The sequence below is a fragment of the Thalassospira tepidiphila MCCC 1A03514 genome, assembly GCF_001662875.1.
Lineage (GTDB): Bacteria > Pseudomonadota > Alphaproteobacteria > Rhodospirillales > Thalassospiraceae > Thalassospira > Thalassospira tepidiphila.
In genome coordinates, this window is sequence record NZ_JPVZ01000003.1 from 471,500 (window position 1) to 497,764 (window position 26,265).

At 54.1% G+C, this 26,265-nt stretch carries 22 protein-coding genes; 12 read left to right on the forward strand and 10 right to left on the reverse strand.

Annotated elements, in window-relative coordinates:
* Nucleotides 1–89 precede the first annotated feature (89 nt).
* The 4 genes from TH4_RS09520 (at nucleotide 90) to TH4_RS09535 (ending at nucleotide 7,217) form a co-directional block, all read left to right on the forward strand.
* On the forward strand, nucleotides 90–1,196 hold the full coding sequence (locus TH4_RS09520; protein ID WP_280806645.1) for a saccharopine dehydrogenase family protein: 1,107 nt from the start codon (nucleotides 90–92) through the stop codon (nucleotides 1,194–1,196).
* A 291-nt stretch (nucleotides 1,197–1,487) separates the two neighbouring features.
* Nucleotides 1,488–3,893 carry a tetratricopeptide repeat protein gene (locus TH4_RS09525; RefSeq protein WP_245227819.1) on the forward strand — a complete coding sequence of 802 codons (2,406 nt, stop codon included), beginning with the start codon at nucleotides 1,488–1,490 and terminating at the stop codon, nucleotides 3,891–3,893.
* Between the two features lie 97 nt (nucleotides 3,894–3,990).
* Nucleotides 3,991–5,214, forward strand: coding sequence for an HlyD family secretion protein (locus TH4_RS09530; protein ID WP_064780838.1), 1,224 nt, complete (start codon nucleotides 3,991–3,993; stop codon nucleotides 5,212–5,214).
* Nucleotides 5,215–5,222: 8 nt separating this feature from the next.
* Nucleotides 5,223–7,217: a glycosyltransferase gene (locus tag TH4_RS09535; RefSeq protein ID WP_167727154.1), complete on the forward strand. Its 1,995-nt coding sequence runs from the start codon at nucleotides 5,223–5,225 to the stop codon at nucleotides 7,215–7,217.
* Nucleotides 7,218–7,238: 21 nt separating this feature from the next.
* On the opposite strand, the gene TH4_RS09540 is transcribed toward TH4_RS09535, so the two are convergent.
* From TH4_RS09540 to TH4_RS09550, 3 genes are all read right to left on the reverse strand, one after another.
* Nucleotides 7,239–7,742: a universal stress protein gene (locus TH4_RS09540; RefSeq protein WP_008890850.1), complete on the reverse strand. Its 504-nt coding sequence runs from the start codon at nucleotides 7,740–7,742 to the stop codon at nucleotides 7,239–7,241.
* Between the two features lie 229 nt (nucleotides 7,743–7,971).
* Complete coding sequence (locus TH4_RS09545; RefSeq protein ID WP_064780842.1) at nucleotides 7,972–8,739, reverse strand: TIGR02186 family protein; 768 nt, start codon at nucleotides 8,737–8,739, stop codon at nucleotides 7,972–7,974.
* Nucleotides 8,739–9,662 carry a sulfite exporter TauE/SafE family protein gene (locus TH4_RS09550; RefSeq protein WP_008890848.1) on the reverse strand — a complete coding sequence of 308 codons (924 nt, stop codon included), beginning with the start codon at nucleotides 9,660–9,662 and terminating at the stop codon, nucleotides 8,739–8,741. The genes TH4_RS09545 and TH4_RS09550 overlap by 1 nt, the downstream gene beginning before the upstream one ends.
* Before the next feature lie 120 nt (nucleotides 9,663–9,782).
* Here TH4_RS09550 and TH4_RS09555 point away from each other — a divergent pair, with 120 nt between their 5' ends.
* Both TH4_RS09555 and TH4_RS09560 read left to right on the forward strand, forming a co-directional pair.
* The gene (locus tag TH4_RS09555) at nucleotides 9,783–10,034 is read left to right on the forward strand and encodes a sulfurtransferase TusA family protein (protein WP_064780844.1); all 252 of its coding nucleotides are present in this window, start codon (nucleotides 9,783–9,785) and stop codon (nucleotides 10,032–10,034) included.
* A 41-nt stretch (nucleotides 10,035–10,075) separates the two neighbouring features.
* Nucleotides 10,076–10,576 carry a GNAT family N-acetyltransferase gene (locus TH4_RS09560; RefSeq protein ID WP_064780847.1) on the forward strand — a complete coding sequence of 167 codons (501 nt, stop codon included), beginning with the start codon at nucleotides 10,076–10,078 and terminating at the stop codon, nucleotides 10,574–10,576.
* Between the two features lie 25 nt (nucleotides 10,577–10,601).
* Here the strand turns inward: TH4_RS09560 and TH4_RS09565 are convergent, their stop codons facing one another.
* Genes TH4_RS09565 through TH4_RS09575 form a run of 3 tightly spaced genes read right to left on the reverse strand, consistent with a single transcriptional unit; the run spans nucleotide 10,602 to nucleotide 15,610 of the window.
* Nucleotides 10,602–11,996: a DUF2336 domain-containing protein gene (locus tag TH4_RS09565; protein WP_064780849.1), complete on the reverse strand. Its 1,395-nt coding sequence runs from the start codon at nucleotides 11,994–11,996 to the stop codon at nucleotides 10,602–10,604.
* Nucleotides 11,997–12,008: 12 nt separating this feature from the next.
* On the reverse strand, nucleotides 12,009–13,745 hold the full coding sequence (locus TH4_RS09570; RefSeq protein ID WP_064780851.1) for a sensor domain-containing diguanylate cyclase: 1,737 nt from the start codon (nucleotides 13,743–13,745) through the stop codon (nucleotides 12,009–12,011).
* Nucleotides 13,742–15,610, reverse strand: a complete 1,869-nt coding sequence (locus TH4_RS09575) for an EAL domain-containing protein (RefSeq protein ID WP_064780854.1) — start codon at nucleotides 15,608–15,610, stop codon at nucleotides 13,742–13,744. Before TH4_RS09575 ends, TH4_RS09570 begins: the two co-directional genes overlap by 4 nt.
* A gap of 386 nt (nucleotides 15,611–15,996) precedes the next feature.
* Here TH4_RS09575 and TH4_RS09580 point away from each other — a divergent pair, with 386 nt between their 5' ends.
* The gene (locus tag TH4_RS09580) at nucleotides 15,997–17,328 is read left to right on the forward strand and encodes a flavin monoamine oxidase family protein (protein WP_064781033.1); all 1,332 of its coding nucleotides are present in this window, start codon (nucleotides 15,997–15,999) and stop codon (nucleotides 17,326–17,328) included.
* 29 nt (nucleotides 17,329–17,357) lie between these two features.
* Here the strand turns inward: TH4_RS09580 and TH4_RS09585 are convergent, their stop codons facing one another.
* On the reverse strand, nucleotides 17,358–18,062 hold the full coding sequence (locus tag TH4_RS09585) for a GGDEF domain-containing protein (protein ID WP_064780856.1): 705 nt from the start codon (nucleotides 18,060–18,062) through the stop codon (nucleotides 17,358–17,360).
* Between the two features lie 146 nt (nucleotides 18,063–18,208).
* Here TH4_RS09585 and TH4_RS09590 point away from each other — a divergent pair, with 146 nt between their 5' ends.
* On the forward strand, nucleotides 18,209–18,517 hold the full coding sequence (locus TH4_RS09590) for a DUF5818 domain-containing protein (protein ID WP_008890840.1): 309 nt from the start codon (nucleotides 18,209–18,211) through the stop codon (nucleotides 18,515–18,517).
* Nucleotides 18,518–18,525: 8 nt separating this feature from the next.
* On the opposite strand, the gene TH4_RS09595 is transcribed toward TH4_RS09590, so the two are convergent.
* Nucleotides 18,526–19,236 carry an SPOR domain-containing protein gene (locus TH4_RS09595; protein WP_167351209.1) on the reverse strand — a complete coding sequence of 237 codons (711 nt, stop codon included), beginning with the start codon at nucleotides 19,234–19,236 and terminating at the stop codon, nucleotides 18,526–18,528.
* Between the two features lie 71 nt (nucleotides 19,237–19,307).
* Nucleotides 19,308–21,551: an ATP-binding protein gene (locus tag TH4_RS09600; protein ID WP_245227809.1), complete on the reverse strand. Its 2,244-nt coding sequence runs from the start codon at nucleotides 21,549–21,551 to the stop codon at nucleotides 19,308–19,310.
* Nucleotides 21,552–21,592: 41 nt separating this feature from the next.
* Here TH4_RS09600 and TH4_RS20770 point away from each other — a divergent pair, with 41 nt between their 5' ends.
* Nucleotides 21,593–21,910 (forward strand): hypothetical protein, encoded by a 318-nt coding sequence (locus TH4_RS20770; protein ID WP_167351201.1) that lies wholly within the window; start codon nucleotides 21,593–21,595, stop codon nucleotides 21,908–21,910.
* Here TH4_RS20770 and TH4_RS09605 read toward each other — a convergent pair.
* Nucleotides 21,874–23,340 (reverse strand): aminotransferase-like domain-containing protein, encoded by a 1,467-nt coding sequence (locus tag TH4_RS09605; RefSeq protein WP_064780863.1) that lies wholly within the window; start codon nucleotides 23,338–23,340, stop codon nucleotides 21,874–21,876. The two genes, TH4_RS20770 and TH4_RS09605, sit on opposite strands and share 37 nt — an antisense overlap.
* A gap of 79 nt (nucleotides 23,341–23,419) precedes the next feature.
* Here TH4_RS09605 and TH4_RS09610 point away from each other — a divergent pair, with 79 nt between their 5' ends.
* The 3 genes from TH4_RS09610 to TH4_RS09620 all read left to right on the forward strand — a co-directional run bounded on the left by TH4_RS09610 (nucleotide 23,420) and on the right by TH4_RS09620 (nucleotide 26,203).
* Nucleotides 23,420–23,683 (forward strand): DUF1127 domain-containing protein, encoded by a 264-nt coding sequence (locus TH4_RS09610; RefSeq protein WP_064781034.1) that lies wholly within the window; start codon nucleotides 23,420–23,422, stop codon nucleotides 23,681–23,683.
* A gap of 130 nt (nucleotides 23,684–23,813) precedes the next feature.
* On the forward strand, nucleotides 23,814–24,776 hold the full coding sequence (locus tag TH4_RS09615) for a threonine dehydratase (protein ID WP_064780865.1): 963 nt from the start codon (nucleotides 23,814–23,816) through the stop codon (nucleotides 24,774–24,776).
* Entirely contained in the window at nucleotides 24,773–26,203 is a 1,431-nt protein-coding gene (locus TH4_RS09620) for a pyridoxal phosphate-dependent decarboxylase family protein (RefSeq protein ID WP_083997040.1), read from the forward strand. The genes TH4_RS09615 and TH4_RS09620 overlap by 4 nt, the downstream gene beginning before the upstream one ends.
* Nucleotides 26,204–26,265 lie beyond the last annotated feature (62 nt).

Consider the following 26,265-nt stretch of genomic DNA (forward strand, 5'->3'; position numbering starts at 1 on the left):
CGGGTTGAAAGCGTTCGTCCAGCGGCGGAACATTATCGGGCAAAAACAAAACATGATCAGGGCAGGTACGACATCGACGGTGAAGGTGTCTGCTCGTTCGGGAGTTAGAGAAAATGAAAAAGATTTTGATCCTCGGTGCCGGGAAAATTGGTCGCATTGCTGCGGTGATGCTCAATGAAAGTGGCGATTATGCGGTGACGCTGGCCGATGCCAGTGGTGAAATGCTGGAAATCTGTGCCGAAGACAACGCAGCGACCTTGGTAAAAGTAGATGTCACGGATGAGACCGCACTCACCGATGTTGCCAAAGGACATGATGCGATCCTGTCGACATGCCCGTTCTTCTTGAACGTGGCGATTGCCCGTGTCGCACGCGCGGTTGGGGCATCCTATTTTGACGTTACCGAAGATGTCGAAACCACCCGCGCCATTCGCGAAATTTCCAAGGGTGCGCAATGTGCCTTTGTGCCGCAATGTGGTCTGGCGCCGGGATTTATTTCCATTGCGGCACATGACTTGTTCAAGCGATTTGATCATGTAAACAAGCTTCGTTTGCGTGTCGGGGCTTTGCCGCAAAATCCGACCAACCGTTTGAAATATAACCTGACCTGGTCGACCGACGGGCTGATCAACGAGTATCTGAATCCTTGTGAAGCGATCATGAATGGCAAACGGGTCGAAGTGCTGCCCCTCGAAGGCTATGAGCGCTTTACCATCGACGGTACGGAGTATGAGGCCTTCAATACATCGGGTGGCGTGGGCGCGCTGTGTGACATGCTTGAAGGCAAGGTTGATAACCTTGACTACAAGACCGTGCGGTATCCGGGGCATCAGGAAATTCTTAAAATCCTGATCGAGGACCTCAGACTTGGCGAACGCCCGGAGATGATGAAGCAAATCTTCGAAAATGCCCTGCCAGTCACCAAACAGGACGTGATCGTTATCTTTGCCGATGCTGTCGGCACGCGGCGCGGCGAGCTTTGTGAAGAGAGCTTCATTCGCAAGGTCCATGGCACGCGTGTTGGTGATATGGACTGGTCGGCAATCCAGATTACGACATCGGCCGGATTGTGTGCCGTGATGGATATGGTTCTGACCGGTAAATTGCCGGCAACCGGTTACGTGCGACAAGAAGAAGTCAGGCTGGAAGATTTTCTGGCAAACCGGTTTGGTCGATACTACAGCCACGCTGGTTGAGTATTCCCAACGATCAGCATTTGATATTTTGTACTGAAACCCTCCGGAGGTAATTCCGGAGGGTTTCTTTATTTTTCAATGCTGTATGTGGGGAAGTTTTCCTGATTTTTCAGAAAAAGGTGTTCTTACAACCGATTAGAACAGCGATGACTTCGCCGTCATGAATTGTTTTGAAAAATTCCATCAAGGACGTGGTTTGTTAACGGTTGGACCTTATGGTGGGACGAAATCTGCTTTCTCTTGGGTAATAGGTATTCCTTGTCTGATTTTGCCGACATCTACCGTTCTGCATTGAACCTGTATGAGGCAGGTCGATACGCAGAGGCAGAAGAATCCTGTCAGCGAATGATCCGATCATTCCCACAGGCCGCAGAGGCAATGCATCTGGCCGGTCTCGTTGCAATGCGCCATGGTAATCAATCCCTGGCCGCAGAGCGTATGGGGCGCGCCGCCATTGCCGATGCCAATAGTGCAGAAATTCAGCATGACCACGCGCAGGCCCTTAAGGCCATCGGCAAATTGCGCGATGCCGTTGGTGCGTTCAAGCGGGCCATTCGTCTGTGCCCGGATGCCCCGGCACTTTATTGCAATATCGCCAATACCTATCGCCAGCTTGATGAACTTGAAGACGCGCGGGAAAATTATGAACGCGCGCTCGAACTGGCCCCGGATGTCGCCGAAATTCATGCCAATTATGCCGCCTGCCAATATGCAATGGGCGATATCGATGGCGCTGAAACGTCTTGTTTGACCGCGCTTAAGATGCGCGACGACATCGTCAATGCATTGGTTCTGATCGGGCAAATTCGATTGGATCAGGGCCGCACAGTTTCCGCAAGCGAGCCGTTGCGCCGTGCGCTATCGCTTGAACCCGGACATCCGCGCGCATTGACCGCCTATGGCGATGCACTTTTCCAACTGGGTCAGTTTGCCGGTGCGCAACATTGCCTTCGGCAGGTTCTGGCTCTTGATCCGGATGACGCCAAGGCGCGCAGGACGCTTGCGTTGCTTAATTTGCGTGTCGGGCAGGGGCTTGAGGCGATTGGTGCGCTTGAGCCGCTATTGGCCCACAGTCCGGAAGATCCGCAATTACTGCTGATGATGGGCGAGGCGCTTAGCCTTGTTGGCCGTCATGGCGAGGCCGTTGAACAGTTTGGCGCAGCCATCGGGGCCGGTGGTGGTGATGACGCGGTTTTCCGTCTTGCCGTCGAGCTGGCTGAAGAAGGCGATACAGGCTCTGCGCAGTCGGTCCTGCAAAGCGGCATAGATCGCAAAATTGCCGCGGGCGAGAATACTGCGCTGTTCCGCACAGCACGCCGTTTGTTGTTTGCCCCCGTGCCGACCGATCTTGCCGCCCAGAATGATGAAGTCGTGCGTGATCTTCTTGATGATACGCTTGATGAAGACGCGCTTGAGCCGGACCTTGAATTTGTTGGTTCTGACCGGATCGATCCCATTGTTCTGACCCGCTTTCCGCCGGTCTGGCGCGCCGCATTGCGCCCGGAAGGGGACAAACAGTTGCGCGCTGTTGGCCATTATTGGGAACGCCTGGTGTCAGGTTATGATGTGCCGGAAGTCAGTGCATCTGCCACACGGATCGGTGGGAAAATCCGGATCGGTATCGTTTCGGCGAATATGTGTGACAATGGCGTCGGGCGTTGGATCGAAGGCCTTGCAGAGGCGATTGATCGCGACCGGTTTGATGTGACAATCATTCGTCCGCCGACGGGCGAAGACGACATTACCGCCCGCATTGACGAACATGCCGACCTTGTCGTGCCATTGCCGCTTGATCCGTTGCATTCGGCACGGGTGATTGCAGGGCTTGGTCTTGATGTTCTGCATTATGTCGATCCACAGGCGGATGCCTATACGATGTTGCTGGCAAGCTGGCGCTTGGCGCCGCTTCAGATTTCAGGTGGCGGGATTGCAGCGACCAGTGGTCTTTCCAACATTGATTATCACCTGATCGCCGAGGATTGGGAAACAGCCGGCGGTGAAAAGCGATTCAGCGAGAAGCTGGTGCGCCTTCCGGGCTTGTTTGTGAATGCCACCCCGCCCGAACCTGTCGAGATGTCGACAACAGAGTTGCAGCGGCGCTGGCGATTGGCGCAGGACCGCAATACCTATTTGTGCCCGCAGCCGCTTGATGTTCTGACGGCCGAATTTGATCCGCTGATTGCCGAAATCTTGCGGCTGGATGAAACCGCAGAGCTTCTGTTGATTGCGCCGGAGCGTGATAGCTGGGATGCGGCATGGGGACGCCGGTTTGCCATTAATCACGCAGATGTTGCCGGTCGGATGCGGTTTGTGAATGTGCGCAACCGGTCCGATTTGCTGTCGCTTCTATGTGCTGTGGATGTCGTGCTTGAAAGTCCGGCATGGAATGATGCGATGCTGGCCTTTGATTGTCTGGGGCTTGGTGTGCCGCTTGTTACATTGCCGGGCAACGCCGCACGATCACGCAGAAGCCATACCTGTTATCGCCAGATATCGGTCTTTGATTGCGTCGCCTACCATTCGGCCGACTTCGTCGACACGGCCCTGACGCTTGCGACCGATAAACGCCGTCGCTCGGTCGTTTCGCACGCCATCAAGAGCCGGTCACACATTCTGTTTGGCCAGAAATCATCCTTTGATGCATATATGCAGTTTCTTGATCGATCAATCGCACTGCCAGCCGATAAAGTGATTTAATTTCCGATAGATAACCTTGAAACTACCCAATCGACTCACAAATTCTAAGGTGATGTTTGTATATGGCAGTGATGCCAGACCCGGTTGAGGTAGTTTTATGGCCTTGCGTTTTTCCAAGGGGCAGATTGTCCGTCTGACTGTCGCCTTGGCTATTGTCGTTATTGCGATCTGGCAACTCGCACCACTTACCGTTTCTGATATTCGCCCGAACGGCGTTGTGAATGCCAAATTGGTGACCATTCAGGCACCGATCAGTGGTCAGCTTGTTCGCGCAATCCCCGATGTCGGAGAACCCGTTTCGGCCGGGTCGATTGTGACAAGAATAACCGATGACACCGAACCCCAGGCGCTGCTTGCCCAGCTTGATGGTGAATACCAACTGCTGCGGTCGCGAAAAACGGCGTTGATTGAAAAGCTGTCGACCCTGAATGGCCTGCGCCGCGAACTGGGCGAGCGCGTCCGTGAAATGGTGACCGGCTCAATGGAAAGCTTGCATTACAAAATGCTTGAGGCAGCGGCCCGCCAGAAAGGCTGGATGTCGGTCGTCAAGGAACGTGATCTGAGCCTTGCACGGCAGAAAACCCTGTTGGCTGATGGCCATGTCGCCAAGGCGCGCGTGGAAGAAGCCGAAAGCCTGCTTGAACAGGCCCAGCAAGAGGTAGAGCGCGCACGCGCCGATGAAGAACGTTACCGCAAGGAATCCGGGGCGCTTGAAAAAGGTGTCTTTGTCGGGGACGGGCAAAATGATGTGCCATATTCCCAGCAGCGTCTTGACGAAGTCGTTCTTGCGATTGCGGATCTGAATGTGCAACTGACCGAAACCAACGGGCGCATGGCATCACTTGAAAAGCAGCTCCGCGATGAAAGTGCGCGTGCGGGGCGTCGCGAATCCATGCTGGTGCGCAGTCCGATTGACGGGCTGATATGGCGGCGCATGGCCACCGAACTTGCGACGGTTACCAAAAACAATGACTTGGCAAAAATTCTGGATTGTTCAGACATTCGCATCGAGGTGCCGGTCGATGAAAGCCTGTCTGATCGGATGGAAATTGGGGCAGTTGTCTCGGTTCGCCTGCAAGGATCACCCGAAACGTTTGAAGGGATCATCAGCGGCGTGATCGGGACCCGTGCGGTATCGCCGGAACTTGAATATGCAGCCTTGCCGCCGTTGCTTAAGAAGGATGAAGTCCTTTTGGTCGTCAATATTCCCGAATCCGGCTTTGAAGATCGCCCCGAGACCTTCTGTAATGTCGGTCGTCGCGCCGAAGTCAGCATTCCAAGCCGACTTCATAGCTGGTTTGGCGAGAGCGACCCGTCATAATGAACGCGATGGCGCAATTCGCACCGCTGGCACTTGTTGTCGGTGTCATGATGCTGGCGTCACCCTTTCTGCGTCGTGACCGGTTATGGGCGCGTTGGCTGGTTGTGGTTTTCCTGATCGCGCTGATTGCGCGGTATTTGCCGTGGCGGATCACCGAAACAGTTTTGCCAGCCGACCTCACCACGTTTCAGGGCTGGTGGATTGTTTTCCTGTTTGCGATCGAAATCGTGTTTCTGTGTGACATGCTGCGTCAGTCGCTTATTCACTGCAAAATCGTAGATCGCAGTGCTGAAGCCGATCAGGCCTATGCCAGATTGTCCGCCCGGCCGGTCGAAAGCTGGCCAAGCGTCGATGTCTTCATTCCAAGTTACAACGAACCGCTTGATGTGCTTGAGCGCAGCATTGTCGGTGCCTTGGCGATTGATTACCCGAACAAGACTGTCTGGGTGCTAGATGACGGCAAGCGGGACTGGTTGCGTGATTTCTGCAAGGAAAAGGGGGCCAAGTACCTTACACGCAAGGACGGGACCCATGCCAAGGCCGGTAATGTAAACAATGGGCTGGCACATTCCAGTGGTGACCTTGTCTGTATTTTTGATGCAGATTTCGTGGCTTATCGCCACTTCCTGAAACGCGTGGTCGGATTTTTCGAAGACCCGACAATTGGTATCGTCCAGACGCCACAGCATTTCTTCAACAAGGACCCGATGCAGCGCAATCTTTGGATTGCCGATCGGTGGCCGGATGAACAAAGGCTATTCTTTGATCATATTGCGCCGTCCGTTGATGCATGGGACTCAATGTTTTGTTGTGGATCTTGCATGGTCATGCGGCGCAAGGCGCTGGATGCCATCGGTGGTGTGCCGACCGCGTCCATTACCGAAGATATCCTGACCTCGCTTGAGATGCTGCGCGAAGGCTATCGCACCCGTTACCTCAATGAAAAACTGTCCATCGGTCTTGCGGCCGAGAGCCTTCTTGCATTCCACACCCAGCGTGAACGCTGGTGTCAGGGTGGTATTCAAACGTTGTTTTTAAAGGCGGGGCCGCTGGGGCCGGGGCTTTCGCTTTGGCAGCGGATATTGCTGTTTCCGATCTATTGGGTGTTTCATATCCCGGCGCGCTTGCTGGTGATCATGATCCCGATTTTTTATTTCTGGTTTGGCCTGCAACCGCTTGAAAATGCGCGAAGTTGGGAAATTTTCTATTGGCAATTGCCGGTTTTGATCGGCGGCTGGGCAACGGCGATGTGGCACAATGGCAGGCAAGCCTATCCTATCGTCAATGAAGGGCCCGCAGTGCTGGTATCCCTCAGGCTGTTTCCAATTGTTGTGTCATCTTTGATCCGACCGTTCGGGCGCCCGTTCAAGGTGACACCCAAGGGATCCCAGTCCGGGGTGGGGAACTCTAGGACCGAGGCAATCATTCTGGGCGTACTGTTCGTTTTGACGATTGGCGGGTTCTTTTACAACATCAACACCGACATCCGGATCATTGATAACGCCGACTTTCTGCTTGTTGGGGGATTATGGGCCGCAATCAATTCGCTGACATTGCTTGTTGCGATTTTGATTTGTTTTGAAAGCCCGGTACAGCGCCAACAGGAACGGTTCCCGACCAGTTTGCGGGCAAAGATTACGGCAAACAGTAACGATGACCCGCTTGATATGACGATCACCGATATGTCATTGGGCGGCGCACGCGCGATGAGCCCTGTAACGGATATTGATCGTGACAGGTTCCAGAAGGGGGCATTAATCAAGCTCGATGCCGAAGAACTGCCGCCGCTAGACGCCAAACTGGCGCGGGCCTTTGTGAATGATCAGAAACAGCTCGTCCTGACACTCGATTTCACGCCGGAGCCCGCCGGCGACGTACGTGATGCGCTGATCCGTGTGCTTTACACAACCGGGATAGATAACGCATCAAAACCGGCAGGCAGTTTTGCGCTTTGGGGTGCGTTGTTGCGCCGGATTTTCGGACGTGGTCCTGTCAAAAGCTAGGACGCCGACGACGGGTTAAGGTTAGCTCAACGCGTCAATGTCGGCTTCGGAAAGGGCCGCTGGCACAATGGTCAATGGCAGGCGCAATTGACCGACGGTATCGCTTTTGGTCAATGCCGTGATCAGCGGGCCGGGGCCTTCACTTGTTGTGCCTGCGGCAAGGACCAGAATGGAAATCTGTTCTTCTTCGTCAAGAAGGTTCAACAATTCGTCCTTGAGACGTCCTTCGCGGATGAACAGAAGCGGCATGCTTCCGGTTTGTTCATGCACATAGGCGGCCAACTCGTTCACACGGGATTCTGCCTCGTCACGGGCTTCTTCCTTCATCAGATCGCCAACCGCCATCCAGTGCTGGAACTCGGCCGGTTCAATGACGCTGAGAAGGGCGACACGACCGCCGGTATGTTGTGCGCGACGGCAGGCATAACGCAATGCCTTGGTCATCTCGTCGCTGTCATCCACGACAACAAGAAATGTCCTGTTCGAAGTCGCACGAAGTTCCTGATCGGCATCAAAAGAAGGCATATGGGTTCTCTGAACAGTTGCACTCAACCGCTGCGACACTGAACAGATGTGGGACTGTTGTTACGAGCGGACAGTCAAATTGTGCCGCAACTCAATGCCGGTTTCCAAGTGATTTTTGGTAATAGCGACAAAGATTTATGCGTTGCGTTATTGATTGAGGTAATGCTGCGGTTGCGAAGTCGCAAGGACCGTTAATGCGCGTTTTGAGGGTGAGCAGGCCCGCACGCTGTTAGCGTTTGCGGAATACGACACTGGCAATCCAGCCCGCAACCACGGCGATGATCACGGCAATAATGCCGTAAAGGGCCGAGTAGCGATGAGCGAATTCATAAACCTCGGCACTGATGCCGGTTTTTGAAACAACCAGTGGTGTGGTTTTGACGCTGGCAACGCGGCCATCCCGGATCAGATACACATTGATGGTATAGGTTCCCGTAGGGGTATTGGCCGGAAAATGGATGTCAGTTCGAAACAGCTGATTGGACAGAAAACTGATTTTGGCCGGGCGTTCCCCAAACAGACCAGCACCTTGCATATTGCGCACCAGCGCCTCGCGATAGACTTTTTGATCATCATCGCTCAACTTGCTTTCGCCGATAAAGCGTTGGTTTTGAAGGCCAATGCGATAATCAAGCAAGACTTCGGGGGATGCGATGATATCCATCGGGCGGTTTGATGCGCTGGCATAATAGGCAGGCACGTTCTTATAGCGTGCGCTTTCGCTGTTAACCCAAATGCCGACTTTACGCTCTTTTTTTCGGACCACCATGTCCTGATCCGGGCCACGCACGGTGACGACGACGTCACCTTCTTCTTCGACCGCGCCAAACAACAGAACGTTGGTTCCGGTAAATCCGGTGGTGATAGCAACAAGATGGTTGGACAAATCGACAACCAGCGGGTCAGCAGATGCCTTTTTGGGGCCAGCCCCGATACTCAAAAGCGGCAGCGCTAGGGCAATCATAAAAGCGACCCGAATGGCTAAGGGTACTGTCATCACAGATCCCCCGGCATAACGGAATAAAGGTCGCTTGGTGTAATCACCAGATCAAACAGAAGCTTCAGGCAGACCGACAAAACCAAAAGGCCGAGCAGGGCACGAAGATGCTCTGCCTTGAGGCGGGAGCCAAACTGCGCACCAAACTGTGCGCCGATAACCCCGCCAATCAGCAACAGGATGGCAAGGGCCACATCAACCGTCTGGGTTTGCACCGATTGCAGGAAGGTGACGTTGGCCGTGACAAAGATGATCTGAAACAGCGATGTGCCAATGACAACCCCGGTCGGCATGCCCAACAGATAGATCATGGCCGGCACCATCACAAAGCCGCCACCAACCCCCATCAATGCGGTCAGCATGCCGACAAAGAAACCAACGGCAAGCGGCAACAGGGCGCTGATATAAAGCCCGGAGCGGTAAAACCGCATCTTCAAGGGCAGGCCGTGAATAAAGCTGTGTTGATGTTTCTTGGATCGGCGGATTTGGCCGCCGCGACGCCGTGTACGGAAAATGGCGCGTGTGGCTTCAAACAGCATCATACCGCCGATGATACCAAGGAAGATCACGTAACAGAGCGAAATGACCAGATCGATCTGACCAAGCGAACGTAACCAGGCAAACACCCAGACACCAACGGTCGACCCGACAATACCGCCTGCCAGAAGAACCAGGCCCATCTTGAGGTCGACATTGCCGCGCTTCCAATGGGCGAACACACCCGATACAGAAGATGCGACGATTTGGTTCGCGGCAGTTGCCACGGATACGGCCGGGGGAATACCGTAGAAAATCAAAAGCGGCGTAATCAGAAAGCCGCCACCAACGCCAAAAAGACCCGACAAGAAGCCGACCCCGCCGCCCAGTCCCAAGATCAGAAATATATTTACCGATATCTCGGCAATCGGGAGATAGATTTGCATCGCGGGCGGGCTAACAGCGTTTGATTGATTGTTGTGGTTCAGTCTAACATATTGTGCAAATGCAACAATCGCCAATTGCCGCTATATCGGACCGGTTTCGTATTTTTTATAAGGTTTCTTATGTCGACATCTTCAAGTGGTTCCCATGATGCAATTCTCGACGCGCGCGGACTGATGTGCCCGATGCCCGTTCTGAAGGCAAAAAAAGCACTGCGTGACGTCAAGGATGGCGGGATTCTGCAAGTCCTTGCGACCGATCCCGGTTCTGTCGCCGATATGAAAGCCTTTTGCGAGATGACCGGTAATCGACTGATATCGTCTGAACAGGACGAAGATGTTTTTATCTATCACATTGAAAAATCCGGTACCTGAGACCGGGTTTTAAAGCGCCCCACACGATGAAAGTTCCCTGAATGTCGCCAACCCCACCTAATCTGACTTGGCTGGATTGTGATTTTGATGATCTGTCCGCGCGACACGTGCACAGCCTTTTGAAGCTTCGCCAGCAGATTTTCATTATCGAGCAGACCTGCATATTTCCCGACATAGACGGGCTTGACCCGCGATGCAGGCACATCGTTGCCTATGAAGGTGACGATGTTCTGGCTGCGGCCCGGATTGTGGCCCCGGGCATTGATCCCGATCATGCAGAACAAGGTGACCGTCCTGCGATTGGCCGCGTTGTCACCAGTGATCGTTTGCGCGGGCAGGGCATTGGCCGCGAAGTGATGCGCCGTGCGATTGAGGTTTGTGAAAAGCAGTTTGCAGGCAAACCGATCTACCTGAACGGGCAGCTATATCTTCGAGGTTTTTATGAAAGCCTCGGCTTCGTGCAATTCGGTGACGAATATGACGAAGATGGTATCGCCCATATCAGCATGGAACGCCCGGCGAACCTGAAAGAGGTCCAGTAGAAGGAATGACCAATAGCGGTGGACCTTAGCGTGCGCCGCTGGTCGCCATGCCGGTGAAGAATTCAAGCTGCCAATTCATGTCATCCTCGCTCAGCGGATATTGATTGCCGCTGCGGGGATTAAGTGTCTGGCTCGGTGGAACATGACCAAGCTTGACCTGAATTTTCACAGCAAGATCGGCCGGAAGGCCAGCCTTCCATGCCAAGGATACAACGCCTTTTGCCGAATGGGTGTTAAGCACCTTTGATACGGCGTCGGGCGAAATTCCGGCCAGAACGGCCAGCGATGCGCGGGCGAATTTGACATCGTTTGCAGCCAGCGCTTTTGCCACTTCCTGATCGGTCAGCTTTTTCTTGGCATGCATGGCAAGTGCCTTTTCAAAGGCAGGCTCGCCTTCCTCTTCGTCGCCGTCTTCTGCGACCACGCCTTTTTTGTCAGACTTCGGTTCCGCCTTGTCCGACGGTTTGGCCTTGTCCTTGTCAGCCTTGATCTTTTTCGCATCGGTCGCAACGTCTTCGCGCTTTTCGAACTCGCCAGATGCGATACGGCGTTGCACGACTTCACGGACCGCATCAAGCTGGTCCTTTTTCAGGTCTTTGCGGCGTTCCAGCACACTGATCAGGTTTTCGGCGACAAAACGTGCCAGTTTCCCGGCCGCGGTCGGTGTCAGCGTTGGACGTTTGACAAGGGGTTCGTGCCATTCCGGGTAGTCCGGTGCGCGATCAATCAGTTGATCAAGCGTTTCTTCGCGGATCTGTGCAGACTTGTTGCCAAGCAGATGGGAAATCGCATCCTTGTCACTGCTTGCGGCAATGGCATCGGCAAGCTTTTCACCAACGTTTCTGCGACGCGACACAAAGCTGAGCGCACCACGACCAGAGCTGCCTTCAATGATTTCAAGCAGATCTTCCTCGGTCAGAACCGGCGAATACTGCAAGACCGGGCCAGAAACGACACTTTCGGCGTCGCGTGCGAGCTGCTGAATGATTGGCTGCGGGGCGTCGGCAATATCTTTGAGGGTTTCAGAGATCACTTGGCGGACATGAACAGCCTGGTCACGGACAAGCTTGTCGAGCGCCTCGTAAGTCATGCGGCGCAGTTTATCGGTTTCATGGGCGGTCAGGCCGGCAGAGAGATGCGCGATTTTTTCCGCCAAACTGCCACGGACACTGTCATCGCTGTCATCGGTCAGAAGGACATCGGCCTGAACAGGCGTCGCCTGGTTGGCTGCAATGTGACGACGAACGGAAGAATCGTGGTCAGTCGCGAGGAAATACAGGATTTCAGGGCGGGTATCATGGCGTTGTGCCAATTTGCCGCGAACATCTGCATCCGGGCTTGCCGCCATTTCCTTGGCTTCGTCATAGGTGATTGGCGTTTCGCTTCGCTTGGTAAATACCCGCTGCAAAAATCCCTTCATCGGGCATTCCTCCTAAACTTCGATTTTTGCCGGGTCTTTTGACCCTGGCGCGGCAGCGATACCAAAACGGCCTTTGCCAAGTTTCTTGACTTGATACATGGTCTGATCTGCGCGTTGCACAAGTTGTTCAAGCGTTTCTTTTGAATCAGGTTCGTGAACCGCAATACCCACGGAAATGCCCAATGGATGTTCGGCATCACCGGAATATTTTCCAAGAACGGCACTTTCCTTCATCAGGGTCTTGGCGCGTGCCGACGCGGCCGGAATATCGGCACCTTCCAGCCACAGAACAAATTCGTCGCCACCAAGACGGGCTACAAGATCAGATGGGCGCACATTATCAAGTAACACTTGCGTTAGCGTAAGAATGGCGTCGTCACCTGCCTGATGGCCATGGATATCATTGACCAGTTTGAAGTTGTCCATATCGACATACATCAAAGCCGCAGGCGCATTTTCACGGCGCAGGCGACTGTGGCGACGTTTGAGTTCCTCAAAGAACGCGCGACGGTTCAGAAGTCCGGTCATGCCATCGGTACGTGAAAGCGTCAGGATGCGTTCATGCTGGATGGCCTGTTCAATGGCGATACCGACCTGATCGGCAACCTCGGTCATGATGGCACGCTCGCCGTCGGTGGGTTCCGGGTGATCCGCATCAAACATAAAGATCACAGCGCCATTATTGCGCTGATGATAATGGCAACGAAGACCAATGAGCCGGTAATTCCCGACATGGGCATCGAACGTTTCATTCGTTTTCTGCATCTGATGAAGCGCCTGATGGGCGATCTCGTTGGCCGTCTTGTCTGCATCACCAGCGGCCAGTTCAAGGTCGCCGGTTTCATCATTGCGTTTGAAAATAACGCAATGGGAACAGGCCAATGCACGCGTGCTGGCCTCTGACGCGCCCTTAAGGACCATAAGTGGATCAATTTCATCACGCATGGTGCGCACGATATAGGTCATCAGGCGGTCACGATTTCGGGCGGTTGCGACTTCGCTTTCGCGGCGGCGCTGTTCGGTAATGTCGTGGGCAAGACCACGTGCGCCAATCCAGACCCCTTCACGCGAATAGACGGGCGTCGATGAAACCGAAAGACACGCATCGCGTCCGTTCGAACGGCGGAACCAAACCGGGACATCGCGCACGGCCTTCTGGCTGCGAAATACGTGTTCGCTGTCCTGATCGGCAGTATCAAGCAGGAATTTCCCCGGGAAACGTCCGACGATGTCATCGGCACGGTATCCAAGTGCCCCGCGCGGCGAGACAAAGATAAACTTGCCTGTTTCATCCGTTTCCCAGGCAAAGGCGGACGAGACTTCGACAATGTCGCGATAGCGCTGGCGTGAGTCGATCAGGGCTTCACGCAAGTTCCGATCCATGCTGACATCACGCGGCAGGATCATGACCTCGTTCTTTGTGGTCGGCAGGGCAGTTAGCTCCAATGTCGCCGTACCGCGCTGGACTTCAAAGGTCATCAGTTCAACCACACCGCCCGGTGTGGTCAGGGCGCGTCGGATCAGTTGATAAATTTCCGGGAACAGGCCGTCACGAATGCCATTGGCAAAACCGACAGCATTTTTGTTGGCAAATAGCGGCACACCCTTTGCGTCCATCACGATGACGGGGGCCTCGGCCTCGGCCATGACTTTGGGGTCAAGGGTAAACACGTCGGCGTCGTAGTTTGTCAGATCGTCTGCAAAGTTTGTGTTCTGGTTTTGCGGATCCACCGGATGACGGGAAGTCATGCGCGTCCTCCTGTTGTGGTCGACGCGTTCTGATCGTCGGTGTCGGCACTACTATTTGAGCTGGCGAGATTGGTCTTGTGATAATCATCTTCGCTGCCAATCGTGATTGGCGGCCCCAGATGATAGCCTTGACCATAGTCGATACCCAGATCACATACCAGTTCGTAACTGGCCTGATCGTGGATCATTTCGGCGATTGTATGAATACCAAGATCGCGACAAAGCAGTGCGGTTGCCTTAAGAAATGCGCGCCCTTTGGGATTGGCAAGCGCAGTTCTCATCGCCCCGCCATCAAACTTGATAATGTCGACATCAAGCGCACTCAGATATTCGAAGTTGGCAGCCCCGGCACCAAAGTCATCAAGACAAATGGCATGGCCACGGGCGCGCAGCATCTGCAACCCGTTATTCACATCGGTCAATCCACGAATACGCGACGTTTCGGTAACTTCGAAAAGGACTTGTTCCGAAGGGATGTCATAGTCGCCAAGCAATTCGATCAGGGCTGGCATGAAACCGGCCTGTTCAAGCGAGTGGCCGGAAAGATTGACGGCAACCGGATAGGGGATGCTGTCAGGATTGTCGCGCAGGTGATCAAGAACCTTGCTGCACATTGCCAGATCAAACTCGGTAATCAGACCGGTTCCCTCGGCAAAATGAATGATCTGGTCAACAGCCAGCGTGCTGTCGCCGATGTTAAAGCGCGCCAATGCTTCGAAATGATGCATTTCCCGATTGCCAAGATGGACTATCGGCTGCAATGCAACCGCAAAGGACCCATTTTCCACAATCTCGCGGAAGGCACGCACGGACTTCAGTGTTTCGTTGATCAGGTGCGGCAGGCTTGCCGAAAGGCGGGCGGCGGTGACGTCATTCTGTGCCTTGCGCTGCATCCGGTTGAGCGCATAGGCAACTGCCCGTGTCAGGTTGGTATCCCTGTCACTTTCGGCATTCTCGGTATCGAAATGATGGATGTTCCGAGCACTTTCATAGTCATTGCCAAACAAGTCTGCTGTTTTGGACTTTTTGGTATTTTTGCCGTTAACGCCCGAGGTGTTGGTCAACGACATCAATCCACTGATACTCTCGGCCGAGGTGGTTTTATCGATTTCCTCAAGGTCGGCGCGCAGCGCACTGGCATAGGCCACGATACGGCGTTCGAGCTCGATCATCGGTTCATCAACCGGATGAATTTTGTGCGGTCGTCGTGACTGTTCCTGATCCTTAACCACACTGGCATTGAATTGCTTGGCGCCAATTCCGATCAGACGTGCCAATTCATTGGTTGCGGCCGTTTCCGCCTGGGAGCGCGAAGCCGCCAGGTTTTCGAGCACGACCAAGGCTTCGTTATGGTAGTTCATGCTTGAAAGATCACCAACCGAACCGGTCTGGCTGGTTTCGGCGTTCATGTTCTGACGGATGACGGCATTTTGCAAAATGATACGGTCAATGCCCGATCTGGCGCGAGGACGAATGGCGCGGTGGCGCGCTGCGATGTAATAGCGGCTTGAAGGGTCGGCGATCATATAGCCGCTGAGTGACAGCGGCACAGCTTCCTGAACCGGTTTGCCATCGGACTCGCAAAGCTGGAAATCAAGATCAAGCTCTTCAAGGCGTTTCAGCCCAGTGCCGCCGTGAAGATAGGCGCGCAGCAAAGGACGTTCAGACTTAACAACAATTTTCTCGAAGGCTTCGCCGATCAAGCGGTCAGGCGTGCATCCCAGAAGGCTCTCGGTCGCGCCTGCGACAAACAGAATATAGCCGTTCTCATCGACCTCAAGAAGCATGTCAGCCCAGCAGAATGCCATGGCTGCCAGAAGGTCTTGGTCATTCGTTTCCGCCGAGTGGCCGGTGCTGTCCGTCATTTTCGACCCGTCATCGTAAGCCGCCTGTTTGTTTTTCTAAGCCGCAGCTTTGCCTGTCTCTCATAAATAGCGATCTTACAAAGGATATGAAGGATTTGCACTTGATATGGCAAAAAAAACATTCCGGCTTCAAAAGATCGATTTCTGACACGTCGCAAGGGGCTGAGTGTCGATCAATTCTAAGCGACAGTCGAGCGACGCTGACTTTCACCTCAATGCCGTCGCAGACATTGAGGCTTGATGTTTTTTCGATTGTTCTATCAACTCTGAATTGGACAGTTTTCTGCGCCTTCCACCTTCTGTCCGGGAAACTGCATCATCAGCTTAGTGAGGTCGCTGTGTTAAGCCGAAACATCAACCGCCGCCGATTTATGAAGTCTGTCCTGATGGCAAGCGGGGCTGTCGCGTTTGCATCAAGGTTTGCCATCAAAAGCGCCCATGCGCTGGAAAATGTTTCTGTGATTGTGGTCGGTGCAGGTATTGCCGGGCTCGGTGCGGCGAACTTGTTGCGTAAGCACGGGGCCACAGTGACCGTGCTTGAGGCAAAGGACCATACCGGTGGTCGCCTTTTGACAGACTGGTCTATGGGCGCACCGTTTGAAGTCGGTGCCGGATGGATCCACGGTCCGTCGTCGGATAATCCGACCAAGCAACTCGCCGATGCGGTTAATGCCCGATATGCCGTCACCGACGATGAGAACGCAGTGTTCTTTGACATCAACGGCTATGAATATGATGAGGATGAGGTCGAGAGAATTGTCGATGCCTGGGAAGGGGTTCTTGAACACATCGACGGCACCTATGAGGTAAATGACCCGCGCAGTCTTTTGCAAGCGATCAAGGACTATCGTCCGGCGTATCTTGATGATCCGGGGATCATGTGGGCTTTTTCTGCCTTTACCGAATTTTCGAAGGGTGGGGCGATCGAAAAATTGTCAGCGCCCCTATTTAACTGGGATGAGGCATTTGACGGTGCGGATGTCGTCGTCACATCCGGCTATGACGAGATTTTAAATCCTCTGAAAGAGGGGCTTGATATCAAGCTTTCCCATGTGGTTTCGGCAATTGATTACAGTGCCGATGAGGGTGTGGTGATCACCACCGATCAGGGAACTTTCGAGGCTGACTATTGCATTTGTTCGGTTCCACTCGGTGTTCTGAAAGCTAACAATATCCAGTTTACGCCCGAACTTCCCGGCAGCTATCGCGATTCCATCGAAAATCTCGGCTTTGGCAGTGTGACCAAACTCGCGCTGAAGTTCGAGGAACCGTTCTGGGATATCGAAACCCAGTATTTCGGCATCACAACCGAGCCGAAAGGGCGGTGGAACTATTGGCTGAGTTACCGAACGTTTTCAGATGAGAATATCCTGCTAGGGCTAAGTGTCGGGGATTATGCATTGACGGCTGATCGTATGACGGATGCGGAAATGGTTGAAGATGCACTCGATGTGCTGCGCACGGTTTGGGAAGATGACGTGACAGAGCCGATTGATGTTCTGGCAACCCACTGGGCCACCGATCCATTCACACTTGGCGCATATGCTTTTCCGCGTCCGGGGAACCGAAAATCTGATTTTGACGATCTCGGAGAGCCGATTTCAGATCGACTGATCTTGGCTGGTGAACACACGATCTTTGACTATGCCGGTACAACCCATGGGGCATTCATGACCGGGCTGCGCGCAGCAGAGTATATAATCGACGAGGAAGGTTAGGGGAAGCCGACAGCCTGTCTTATCGGATGTCAGGCTGCGTTATGATCGGCTTTACGGGGCTCTGTTGCCTCGCGGCGGCTGTGCTTCTGATCATACATGGCTTCATCTGCTTCGCGGATCAGATCGGCAATATCGCATTTTGCGCCAAATGATGCGTGACCGAAGCTTGCCCTGATCGACAATGCCTTGCTCTGCCATATCAGCGGGAAACGCTCGGTCGCGTTCTGAAGCTGTACAATCCGTTTTGCCGCTGCGGCAGGATCGCTACCGGTCATCAGGATGGCAAATTCGTCGCCGCCAAAGCGGGCAACAAAATCATCAGACCGGGTGTGCGTGCGCAGGTTCTGACCAAAGTGTCGTAGGACGGCGTCCCCCGCAGCATGCCCGTGCATGTCATTGATTTGTTTGAAACCATCAAGATCGGCAATGACCAGAATGCCGCGTTCGTCGGTTCGTGACGCGCGTGATATTGCCTCGCGGGTGCGCTTCATGAAGCCGCGACGGTTATAAAGCCCGGTCAACTCATCTGTTTCGACCATGAGTTCAAGCTGTCTGATGCGGTTTTGCTGCTGATCAATTCGGGTTTGCATGTCACGGGCAAGATCAACCAATGTCGAAAGCGCACTACGTTGTTCGCTTTCATCTGTTTCTTCGGTCGCGCGATTGTTGATTGCCGTCTGATGCTGAAAATCAGCAGCAAGCTCTATCAACAAATCTATCTGCGACTTTTCCATTGGGCGTCTTGTTCTCAATGACATTGGATACCGAAACCCTTAAAAGGGGTGGAACCATTCTATCTTTCATGGCGTTACAAGAACATTAACGCACATGAAGCGTATTTGTGACGAAGCACTGTCGATCACGCAAAGGAGCACGACGGATGAAGTACCTTTTTGGGGCCGGATTGGCGCGAAAAATCGCTGTTGCGGGTGTGGCTCTGGCGTTGGCAGGGTGTTCGTTCCTGCAAAAAGAAAACTTTACGGTTGGTGGTGAAATCACCGATCAGGGGCAGGAATGCGTTACGTTCCGTGCCGAAGACGGGACCCTATATGCACTCGCCAACAAGGCAAGCAGGCTGCGCCCGGGCGACAAAGTACGCATCACCGGCCATCTGGCACTGATGACAACCTGTACCGAGGCAACAACCCTGATCGTTGACAAGATTGTCCTGCTTGCACCCGCTGACTGAGCCTTTGTCTAGCGCGCAGTTGCAAAACAATCCGTGCCGTCAGCTTTCAGCTGGCGGCATTGTTTTTGTGCAGACTCCGGGTCTTCAAATCCTGCAAGCTGCAGCCGGTGGTAGATGCCTTGACTGCCGAGATCGGCGGATACGATTTTTTTGTCGTGCGATTTAGCCAATTCCGGATAGCGGATGCTGAAGCTTGCCCAATAGGTTTCAGCGGTAAATGTGTCGCGAAAGGCACCAAGCTGGATCCGGAAGCCACCACCGCTGACTGCCGACGCAGGCGTTGCTGTTTCAACATGACCAGATGCCGTCGTGCGTTGCACGGTTACAGCGGGCTGTGTGGTCTGGTTCGCAGGGGAAGTTGGTGAAGCCGCCGGGGTAATCCGAGTTTCCGTGGGGTTTGGTGTTCTTTGACGGACCGGTTGGACCGAACGGATTGGGGGTTTTCCGTTGATCGTACGTTGATACTGATCTGCCAAAGAGGGGATTTCGATTTCTTCCTCAAGCCGGGTTTCAGTCGGAATTGTTCCGGGCAGGAGGCTTAGCGGCTGATTGCCTGATCGCACACTTGATGCGCGGGCAGGCAAATCCGTCGGGATGATATCGATCCCGGTTGGTCCTGTTTCAGGCGCAAGCGATTGTGCCACTGCACCGATATTAAAGATCATGGCGGCCATTAGTGCCGCAGCAAAGATGCCCGAAAAAGGAAAGCCACCCCACATTCCGGCAAAGCCAATCGCCTGCGAAAACTGTGTCGCAGGGGTTGGATATGCGTGGGGTGGTTTCGCCATTCCTACATCTCCGTGCGCGAACCATATGCATGGCGTTCGCGCAAAATCTGATCATTGTTGCGCAGGCGTTCCATGGCTTTGCCATAGACTGTGTCTGGCGCATATTGACCATCTGTCCGGTCACCTGTTGCCATTCCGGTCAGAAGCTCAATCGCATCATTGATGTGTTCCACGGTCCAGATGTTGAATTTGCCCTGGCGAATGGCCTGAACGACTTCTTCGCGCAGGACAACGTTTTCCGCATTGGCCGAAGGAATGATCACGCCCTGATCACCGGTAAAACCCTGATCGGCGCAAATGCGATAGAAACCTTCGATCTTGTGGGAAATACCGCCGACCGGTTGTGCTTGGCCAAACTGGTTCATCGACCCCGTAATGCCGACATTCTGGCGCATCGGGATGTTGGAAACAGCGGAAATGATGGCGCAAAGTTCCGCCATCGAGGCAGAATCTCCTTCGATCCCGCCATAGTTCTGCTCAAACGTCACGTTACAGGCGAATGAGAGCGGGAAATCCTGCGCAAAGCGTGATTTCAGGAAGCCTTCGATGATCATCACAGACTTTTGCTGCAATGGGCCGGACATATCGACCATGCGTTCGATGTTTAAAACGCCGAGGCTACCGACATAAGACCGAGCCGACACGCGTGCTGGCAGGCCAAAGGCATGATCGCCGTAATCTAGAACCGTCAGTGCGTTGACCTGACCAACCACGCTGCCAAAACTGTCGATCAGGATTTCTCGCCTTTGAACCCGTTCATGGGATCGGTCTTCAAGGCGTGAATTGCGATGGCGACGTTCCTCGATCGCACGCCTGACATCTGCGGCACGAATGGTTTCGCGACCTTCGGCCTTGCTGAGTGCGCCGGCCTCGATCGCGACATCTTCGACCCGTTCAATCTGGGCTGTCAGCTTGTCACGTTCGCCTGCCCAACGCGCCGCCTGACCAAGCAATTGACGGATTGCACCATTATCGACCGGGATGCCGGAGCGTGACAGGGCGGATGCCCGCAGAAGCCCGGTATAGATCGAAATGTTGCGACCAGCTGCTGGCATGTCGGCATCAATATCTGCCTTGACCCGGAAGTGATTTCGGAAATCCACATCTAGCGAGAAGAAGGTGTAATAAAACTTCGGTGCGCCGACGATAACCACCTTGAGATCAAGCGGGATCGGGCGCGGTTCCGGTGCACCAGCGGTCGGCGGGCCGCCCTTATGGGTTTCTTCAATACGGATTTCACCGTCACGAAGGGCTGCTTTCAAAAAGCCCCAGCATTCTTCGTGTTCCAGAAGGCTTTCCGCACGCAAAACAAGAACGCCGCCATTGGCGCGATGAAGGGCGCCCGGCTTGATCAGGCTGAAATGCGGATGCATGCCGCCACCCATCGGGCGGTACTGAATTTGCCCAAACAGGTTGTCGTAGCTTGGACTCGGTTCAAGTACGACATCGGGGTGGTCATCGCGCGAATGATCAATCAGCAGGTTGACGGCATAGCGATCATCGACGGTTTCGGGGATCTTGCCATCACCGCTTTCGATGGCGGGTTGGTCGCTGGCTTCCTCGAACGCGTCGATATTGTCGAGAATGTCTTTTTCAAGCGCGTCGAACCATGCCTTAAGGCCGGGGCTTGTGAATTTGTCGCGCAGTTTCTTGATGCGCGGTTTCAGAACAACCTTTGCTGCCCCGCGACGCAAACTATCAAGCGTATCGGCGATCTGTTCTTCGAGGTCGCGGGTGGAAAGCAGCGTTTTGCGGGCTTCTTCGGCGACTTCCTCAAACGCGTCTTCGGCCTCGTTGCGGCGATCCTTGGGTATTTCATCAAGGGAAACCGGTTCGCCTTCCTCGTTCAGCGCGACAATCATCACGCCTTTTTCGTTTTCCTGAACATCCAGACCGCGTTCGCGGGCATATTCACGCAACGCATCGAACTTTTCGCGAAGCTGAGCACGCGCTTCTTCAGTCTGTGTCTGGGTTTCGGTCAGGTGGGCCGGGGCGTTGAAGGCCGAGGCGAAGGCTTCGCGCAGATGCGTGATCAGCGTTTCCATCGCCGCTAAAAGCTTCTGGCCCTGACCAGCCGGAAGGGCATAGGGGCGCGGGCGATTGGTGCGCGAAAAATTGTTCAGATAGACCCAATCATCAGGGGCTTCGCGTTCTTCCATGGCCTTGTTGAGGTAATCGAGTGTTGCCGTCATGCGGCCAGCGCGATCAAGGCCAAGAACAAATATGTTGAAACCGGGTTCGGACATCGAAAGTCCGAATTTAAGAGCCTCTGCCGCGCGGTAATGCGATGAAAAATCGAATATTTTCGGCTGTTGGTCTTTGTGTGGGCTGCGAATACGGAAATGCGGGAAACCGCAATCATCTGCGTCAAGGCGGGAAACTGGCATCTGCTGACTTTCTGCTGCCCAAGATCAAGGTATCAAGTAGGGGCAAGAAGCTCCTGCAGCATATCTTGGAAGCAACGCAATCACGCGGTCAAGCGTTGCGTGCGGAAATAATTGAAATGCCAGTAAGAACCGTGACTTCGCCTCAAAATTCCACGGTCATCATGCACAAGAAAAACGTGCGTTACATGACGACAGAATTGCCAAAATCACTGCTCTGAAGCAGTCGGTCGACGATTTGCACGCCGCGGCGCAATCTTTCGGGGGATCGTTCTGCGCCGAAGCACAGGCGCATCCCCCTTGGCACGTGGCCAACAGCGAATTGCTGTGCCGCAGTCAGAAGAACACCATTGTTGGCCGCATCCATCACCAATTCACTGGTGTCGATATGTTCGGGAAGTTCCAGCCAGATGTGATAGTTGGTCGGGTGGAAACGGATATCGTAACCCTTGAGCGTACCGAGCACGATTGCGAGGCGCTTGGCCGCTTCTTCGCGGTGCCATGCCTCGAACTGGGCAAGGCTGCCATCCATGATCATGCGTGTGACAAGTTCAAGGTTGATGGTTGAAACCATCCAGCAGGTGGACCGGATTGCACTGGCAAGTTTGCCGATCATTTCGCCCGGTGCATGGATATAACCGACACGCAAACCACCACCGATGCTTTTTGATACGCCATCAAGATAAATGCTGCGTTCCGGTGCAAAGCAAGAAAGCGGGGGTGGGGCATCGGGATCAAGGAAATGATAAATGCCGTCCTCGATCAATGTCAGATCATATTTACGCAGGATTTCGGCAATTTCGATGCGGCGCTTCTGGCTCATGGTGCTGCACAGCGGGTTGTGCAGCGTCGGCATCAGATAAATCGCACGCGGGCTTTGTGTGCGGCACATGTTTTCGAGCGCGTCAGGCATGATGCCGTCGTCGTCCATGGCCACACCGCGCAGACGGAATTGCAACAAATTGGCAAGGCTGCGCAGGTTGGGATAGGTGAGTTCCTCGCAAAGGACAAGATCGCCGGGGCGCACTGTCGCCAGCAGCGAGACTGTCATGCCATGTTGAACGCCAGCCGTTGGTAAAACGCGTTCCGGATTGTCATCCAGACCCAATCTTCCGGCGGAAAAAGCAAGCGCTTCACGCTGATGGGCAACGCCATATTCCGATTTGTACGACACCATATCGTCTGTCGACATGGTGGTCGCAACCTCAACCAGGGTCTCGCGAATGCGGCCTTCCCTTGGCGGGAGGGGACAGTTCATCCTGAAATTGATCGGTCCGGTATCTTCGGTCTCGTTTGATTGGGAGTTCGTCGATGGCGCAGTACCTGTAGATCGCGCCAACTGGGTGAGGTTGTTGGTAAATGCCATCGGAATCGGGGCGGTGGCCGCCATATCAAGTTCCGATTGGATATTGTCGAGCACATAGGTTCCGCGGCCAACTTCACCAGCCACCAGCCCCAATCTTTCCGCCTCGCGGTAGGAGCGGGTAATTGTGCCAACCGTGACGCCAAGTTGATAGGCGAGGTCGCGATGGGTGGGCAGTCGGTCTCCGGGTTTCAGAGAGCCGTCTTTGACTGCTTTGCGGATGGCTTGCGCGATCTGTCGATAAACAGGACCACCAGCCTCATCAAGTTTCGGGAACCATATTGTCATGGTGACAATGTTTAAATTGACACAATTGCAATGTCAATGACAAAACAATATCGAGACAATTCACCGAAAGGAGATGGAAATGGTAAATTGTAACGATACAATCCAGCTTCCTGGCATCAATGTCACTGAGCGCACAGCAAGCACCTCCAAACAGGCCAAACAGCCTGTGACCTGGCGTGCCGCGATCACTGGTGTGATGATCTCTGCGGCTGAATATCTTGCCCGTCTGCAGGCGCATTCGCGCGATCGTCTCGCTTTGCAAAGGCTTGATGATCATATGCTTAAGGATGTCGGGCTGACCCGATCAGATATCGAACAGGAACTGTCAAAGCCGTTCCTGTAAGGTTTCCCCCGGCGCGGCTCGCCACCGCCGCGTTTGACGGAGGCACTTTGCTCCCATTGTGCCTCCGTTCGGCGGGAATCTGCTGTAAACGCAAATTGTCACGATTTTGATCTATCAGGGATACAATACAATGTTTAATACGGGTGAGTTGCGCGAGGCTGCGGATTTTGTGCATCAATATGTTGCACCAACGCCGACAATTCAGTGGCCGCTGCTTGATCGCGCCACAGGATTGTCCCTGTATGTCAAACACGAAAACCATACCCGACTTGGTGCGTTCAAAATCCGGGGTGGGCTGACCTTTTGTCGTTATCTCGGAAAGTCGGTTGATGTGAACCGCGGGATTATCTCGGCGACACGGGGCAACCATGGTCAGAGCCTTGCCCATGCGGCCAGCCGTTTTGGTATGCCTGCGACCATTATTGTCCCGCATGGCAATTCCGTTGAAAAGAACGCCGCCATGCGGGCCTGGGGTGCAGAGGTGATTGAGCATGGTCATGACTTCCAGGAGGCAGCCGAATACGCCAAGGCACTTGCCACCAAGGAAGACCTTGTAATGGTCCCGCCGTTCCATCGGGAACTTGTGCGTGGTGTCGCGTCCTATGGGTTGGAGCTTTTTGACGCTATTTCCGGTCTGGATCGTATCTATGTGCCGGTTGGCATGGGATCCGGGATTTGTTCGCTGATCACGGTGCGTGATGCGCTGGGCCTTAAGACCGAAATTATTGGTGTGGTCGCAACGGGTGCGGATGCCATACGTCAATCATTCATGGCCGGTGAAATCATCCAGACACCAACGGCCAATACATTCGCCGACGGGGTTGCCTGTCGTAGCCCCGATCCGGGCGCGTTTGAGATCATTAAAAGCGGTGCTGCGGACATTGTTGCTGTCGATGATGAACAGATCACGGATGCCATGCGCCTTTATTTCAGTTCGTGTCACACCATTGCCGAGGGGGCAGGTGCCGTGCCGCTGGCGGCTGCGATTGCGCAGCGCGAAAGCAATATTGGCAAAAAGGTCGCCGTTGTGTTGACCGGGGCGAACATTGATCGCGCCGACTTTGCGCGCATCCTTTCAGGAGAGAACAAATGAACAGCATTTCAAATCGTTCAGACGACAGCCCCACTGTTGATGAACGTCATCTCATGTTTGATGACCTTGAAAAACTTGGCCGCATTCTTGTGGAAACAGGTGATGTCGCGCACAGCTTTATTCAGGGTGCGGATAACATGGATGTAACCTGCCGCGATTTCTCTGCCTTTGACCCCTCGCGCCCCATGCCGGGGCAGGGACGCGGTGCGCTTGATGCGTTGCGGGCAGCGAAGGAAGAAATTCTGCCGCTGCTCGCCGCATCAATTGGTCCTCGTTATCTTGGATTTGTTACCGGCGGCACGACGCCAGCCGCCCTTGTCGGCGATTGGCTTGTCAGTGCAATTGATCAAAATGCCACCGGACCGGAAGGGTCGGTCAATGCCGCGGTTGAAGAACAGGTCATCAACTGGTTGTGTGAACTGGGTGGTGTGCCGTCAGATACGTTTGATGGTGTGTTGACGACCGGTGCAACGGTATCAAACCTTTTGGGTCTGGTTGCGGCCCGGCAATGGTGTGGTGAACAGATTGGTGTGAATGTCGACGCCGATGGTGCAAGCGTTCTGCCAGATATCGAGATTTTTGCCGCGAGTCCGCACGCCAGCATGATCAAGGATTTGTCGATTGCCGGCATTGGTCGCAACAGCTTTACCAAGGTTGCAACCACACCGGGATCGGAAGAAACCGATATTGCCGACCTCAAGGCCAAACTTGCGGCCAGTGAGGCGCGCGCCAAGATCGTTATTGCGTCGGCCGGAACCGTGAATGCGACGGACTTCGATAACCTTGATGCGATTGCCGATTTGTGCAGGGACTTTGGCGCATGGCTTCACGTCGATGCCGCATTTGGCTTTTTCGCTGCCCTGGATGATCGTCGTGCCCACCTTACCAGGGGAATAGCACGTGCGGACTCCATCACATCAGACGGGCATAAGTGGCTCAATGTTCCGTATGATTGCGGGATTTTCCTGACCCGGCATATTTCGGTGCTGGAGACATGCTGTCGGGCCTTCGCGCCGTACCTCGATACCAAGGCGGACGGGAATAGCTATATCAATCGCGGGGTCGAAAATTCCAGACGATTCCGCGCGTTGCCGCTTTGGATGGCGATGACGGCTTATGGTCGCGACGGAATTGCATCCATCATCCGGGCAAACTGTGATCAGGCGGCAAACCTGGCCGCGTGGATTCGAACCCATGAGAAGCTCGAACTACTGCGTGAGCCCAAACTCAATGTGACAATGTTCGCATCGCGTGGAACTGATGACGAGAATCGGGCCTTGCTCCAGCGTATCAATGAAACCGGCAAGGTTTTCCTGACACCAACGGTTTACGGCGGTCGTTTCGGATTCCGTGCGGCATTCAGCAACTGGCGGACCCGCGACGAAGATCTTGTGGTCGTCAAGCAGGCCATTCAAACGGCCTTGTAAAGGCGAACCCAAATCATCAATAACGCAGACGATGTATCGACTTGTACATCATACATATGCCG

What these genes read in the sequence shown, in the direction of transcription:
- TH4_RS09530 (WP_064780838.1), top strand. Translation starts at nt 3,991, where the DNA reads ATGGCCTTGCGTTTTTCCAAGGGGCAGATTGTCCGTCTGACTGTCGCC.
- TH4_RS09535 (WP_167727154.1), top strand. Translation starts at nt 5,223, where the DNA reads ATGGCGCAATTCGCACCGCTGGCACTTGTTGTCGGTGTCATGATGCTG.
- TH4_RS09540 (WP_008890850.1), bottom strand. Translation starts at nt 7,742, where the DNA reads ATGCCTTCTTTTGATGCCGATCAGGAACTTCGTGCGACTTCGAACAGG.
- TH4_RS09545 (WP_064780842.1), bottom strand. Translation starts at nt 8,739, where the DNA reads ATGACAGTACCCTTAGCCATTCGGGTCGCTTTTATGATTGCCCTAGCG.
- TH4_RS09550 (WP_008890848.1), bottom strand. Translation starts at nt 9,662, where the DNA reads ATGCAAATCTATCTCCCGATTGCCGAGATATCGGTAAATATATTTCTG.
- TH4_RS09555 (WP_064780844.1), top strand. Translation starts at nt 9,783, where the DNA reads ATGTCGACATCTTCAAGTGGTTCCCATGATGCAATTCTCGACGCGCGC.
- TH4_RS09560 (WP_064780847.1), top strand. Translation starts at nt 10,076, where the DNA reads ATGTCGCCAACCCCACCTAATCTGACTTGGCTGGATTGTGATTTTGAT.
- TH4_RS09565 (WP_064780849.1), bottom strand. Translation starts at nt 11,996, where the DNA reads ATGAAGGGATTTTTGCAGCGGGTATTTACCAAGCGAAGCGAAACGCCA.
- TH4_RS09570 (WP_064780851.1), bottom strand. Translation starts at nt 13,745, where the DNA reads ATGACTTCCCGTCATCCGGTGGATCCGCAAAACCAGAACACAAACTTT.
- TH4_RS09575 (WP_064780854.1), bottom strand. Translation starts at nt 15,610, where the DNA reads ATGACGGACAGCACCGGCCACTCGGCGGAAACGAATGACCAAGACCTT.
- TH4_RS09580 (WP_064781033.1), top strand. Translation starts at nt 15,997, where the DNA reads ATGGCAAGCGGGGCTGTCGCGTTTGCATCAAGGTTTGCCATCAAAAGC.
- TH4_RS09585 (WP_064780856.1), bottom strand. Translation starts at nt 18,062, where the DNA reads ATGGAAAAGTCGCAGATAGATTTGTTGATAGAGCTTGCTGCTGATTTT.
- TH4_RS09590 (WP_008890840.1), top strand. Translation starts at nt 18,209, where the DNA reads ATGAAGTACCTTTTTGGGGCCGGATTGGCGCGAAAAATCGCTGTTGCG.
- TH4_RS09595 (WP_167351209.1), bottom strand. Translation starts at nt 19,236, where the DNA reads ATGTGGGGTGGCTTTCCTTTTTCGGGCATCTTTGCTGCGGCACTAATG.
- TH4_RS09600 (WP_245227809.1), bottom strand. Translation starts at nt 21,551, where the DNA reads ATGTCCGAACCCGGTTTCAACATATTTGTTCTTGGCCTTGATCGCGCT.
- TH4_RS20770 (WP_167351201.1), top strand. Translation starts at nt 21,593, where the DNA reads ATGAAAAATCGAATATTTTCGGCTGTTGGTCTTTGTGTGGGCTGCGAA.
- TH4_RS09605 (WP_064780863.1), bottom strand. Translation starts at nt 23,340, where the DNA reads ATGACAATATGGTTCCCGAAACTTGATGAGGCTGGTGGTCCTGTTTAT.
- TH4_RS09610 (WP_064781034.1), top strand. Translation starts at nt 23,420, where the DNA reads ATGGTAAATTGTAACGATACAATCCAGCTTCCTGGCATCAATGTCACT.
- TH4_RS09615 (WP_064780865.1), top strand. Translation starts at nt 23,814, where the DNA reads ATGTTTAATACGGGTGAGTTGCGCGAGGCTGCGGATTTTGTGCATCAA.
- TH4_RS09620 (WP_083997040.1), top strand. Translation starts at nt 24,773, where the DNA reads ATGAACAGCATTTCAAATCGTTCAGACGACAGCCCCACTGTTGATGAA.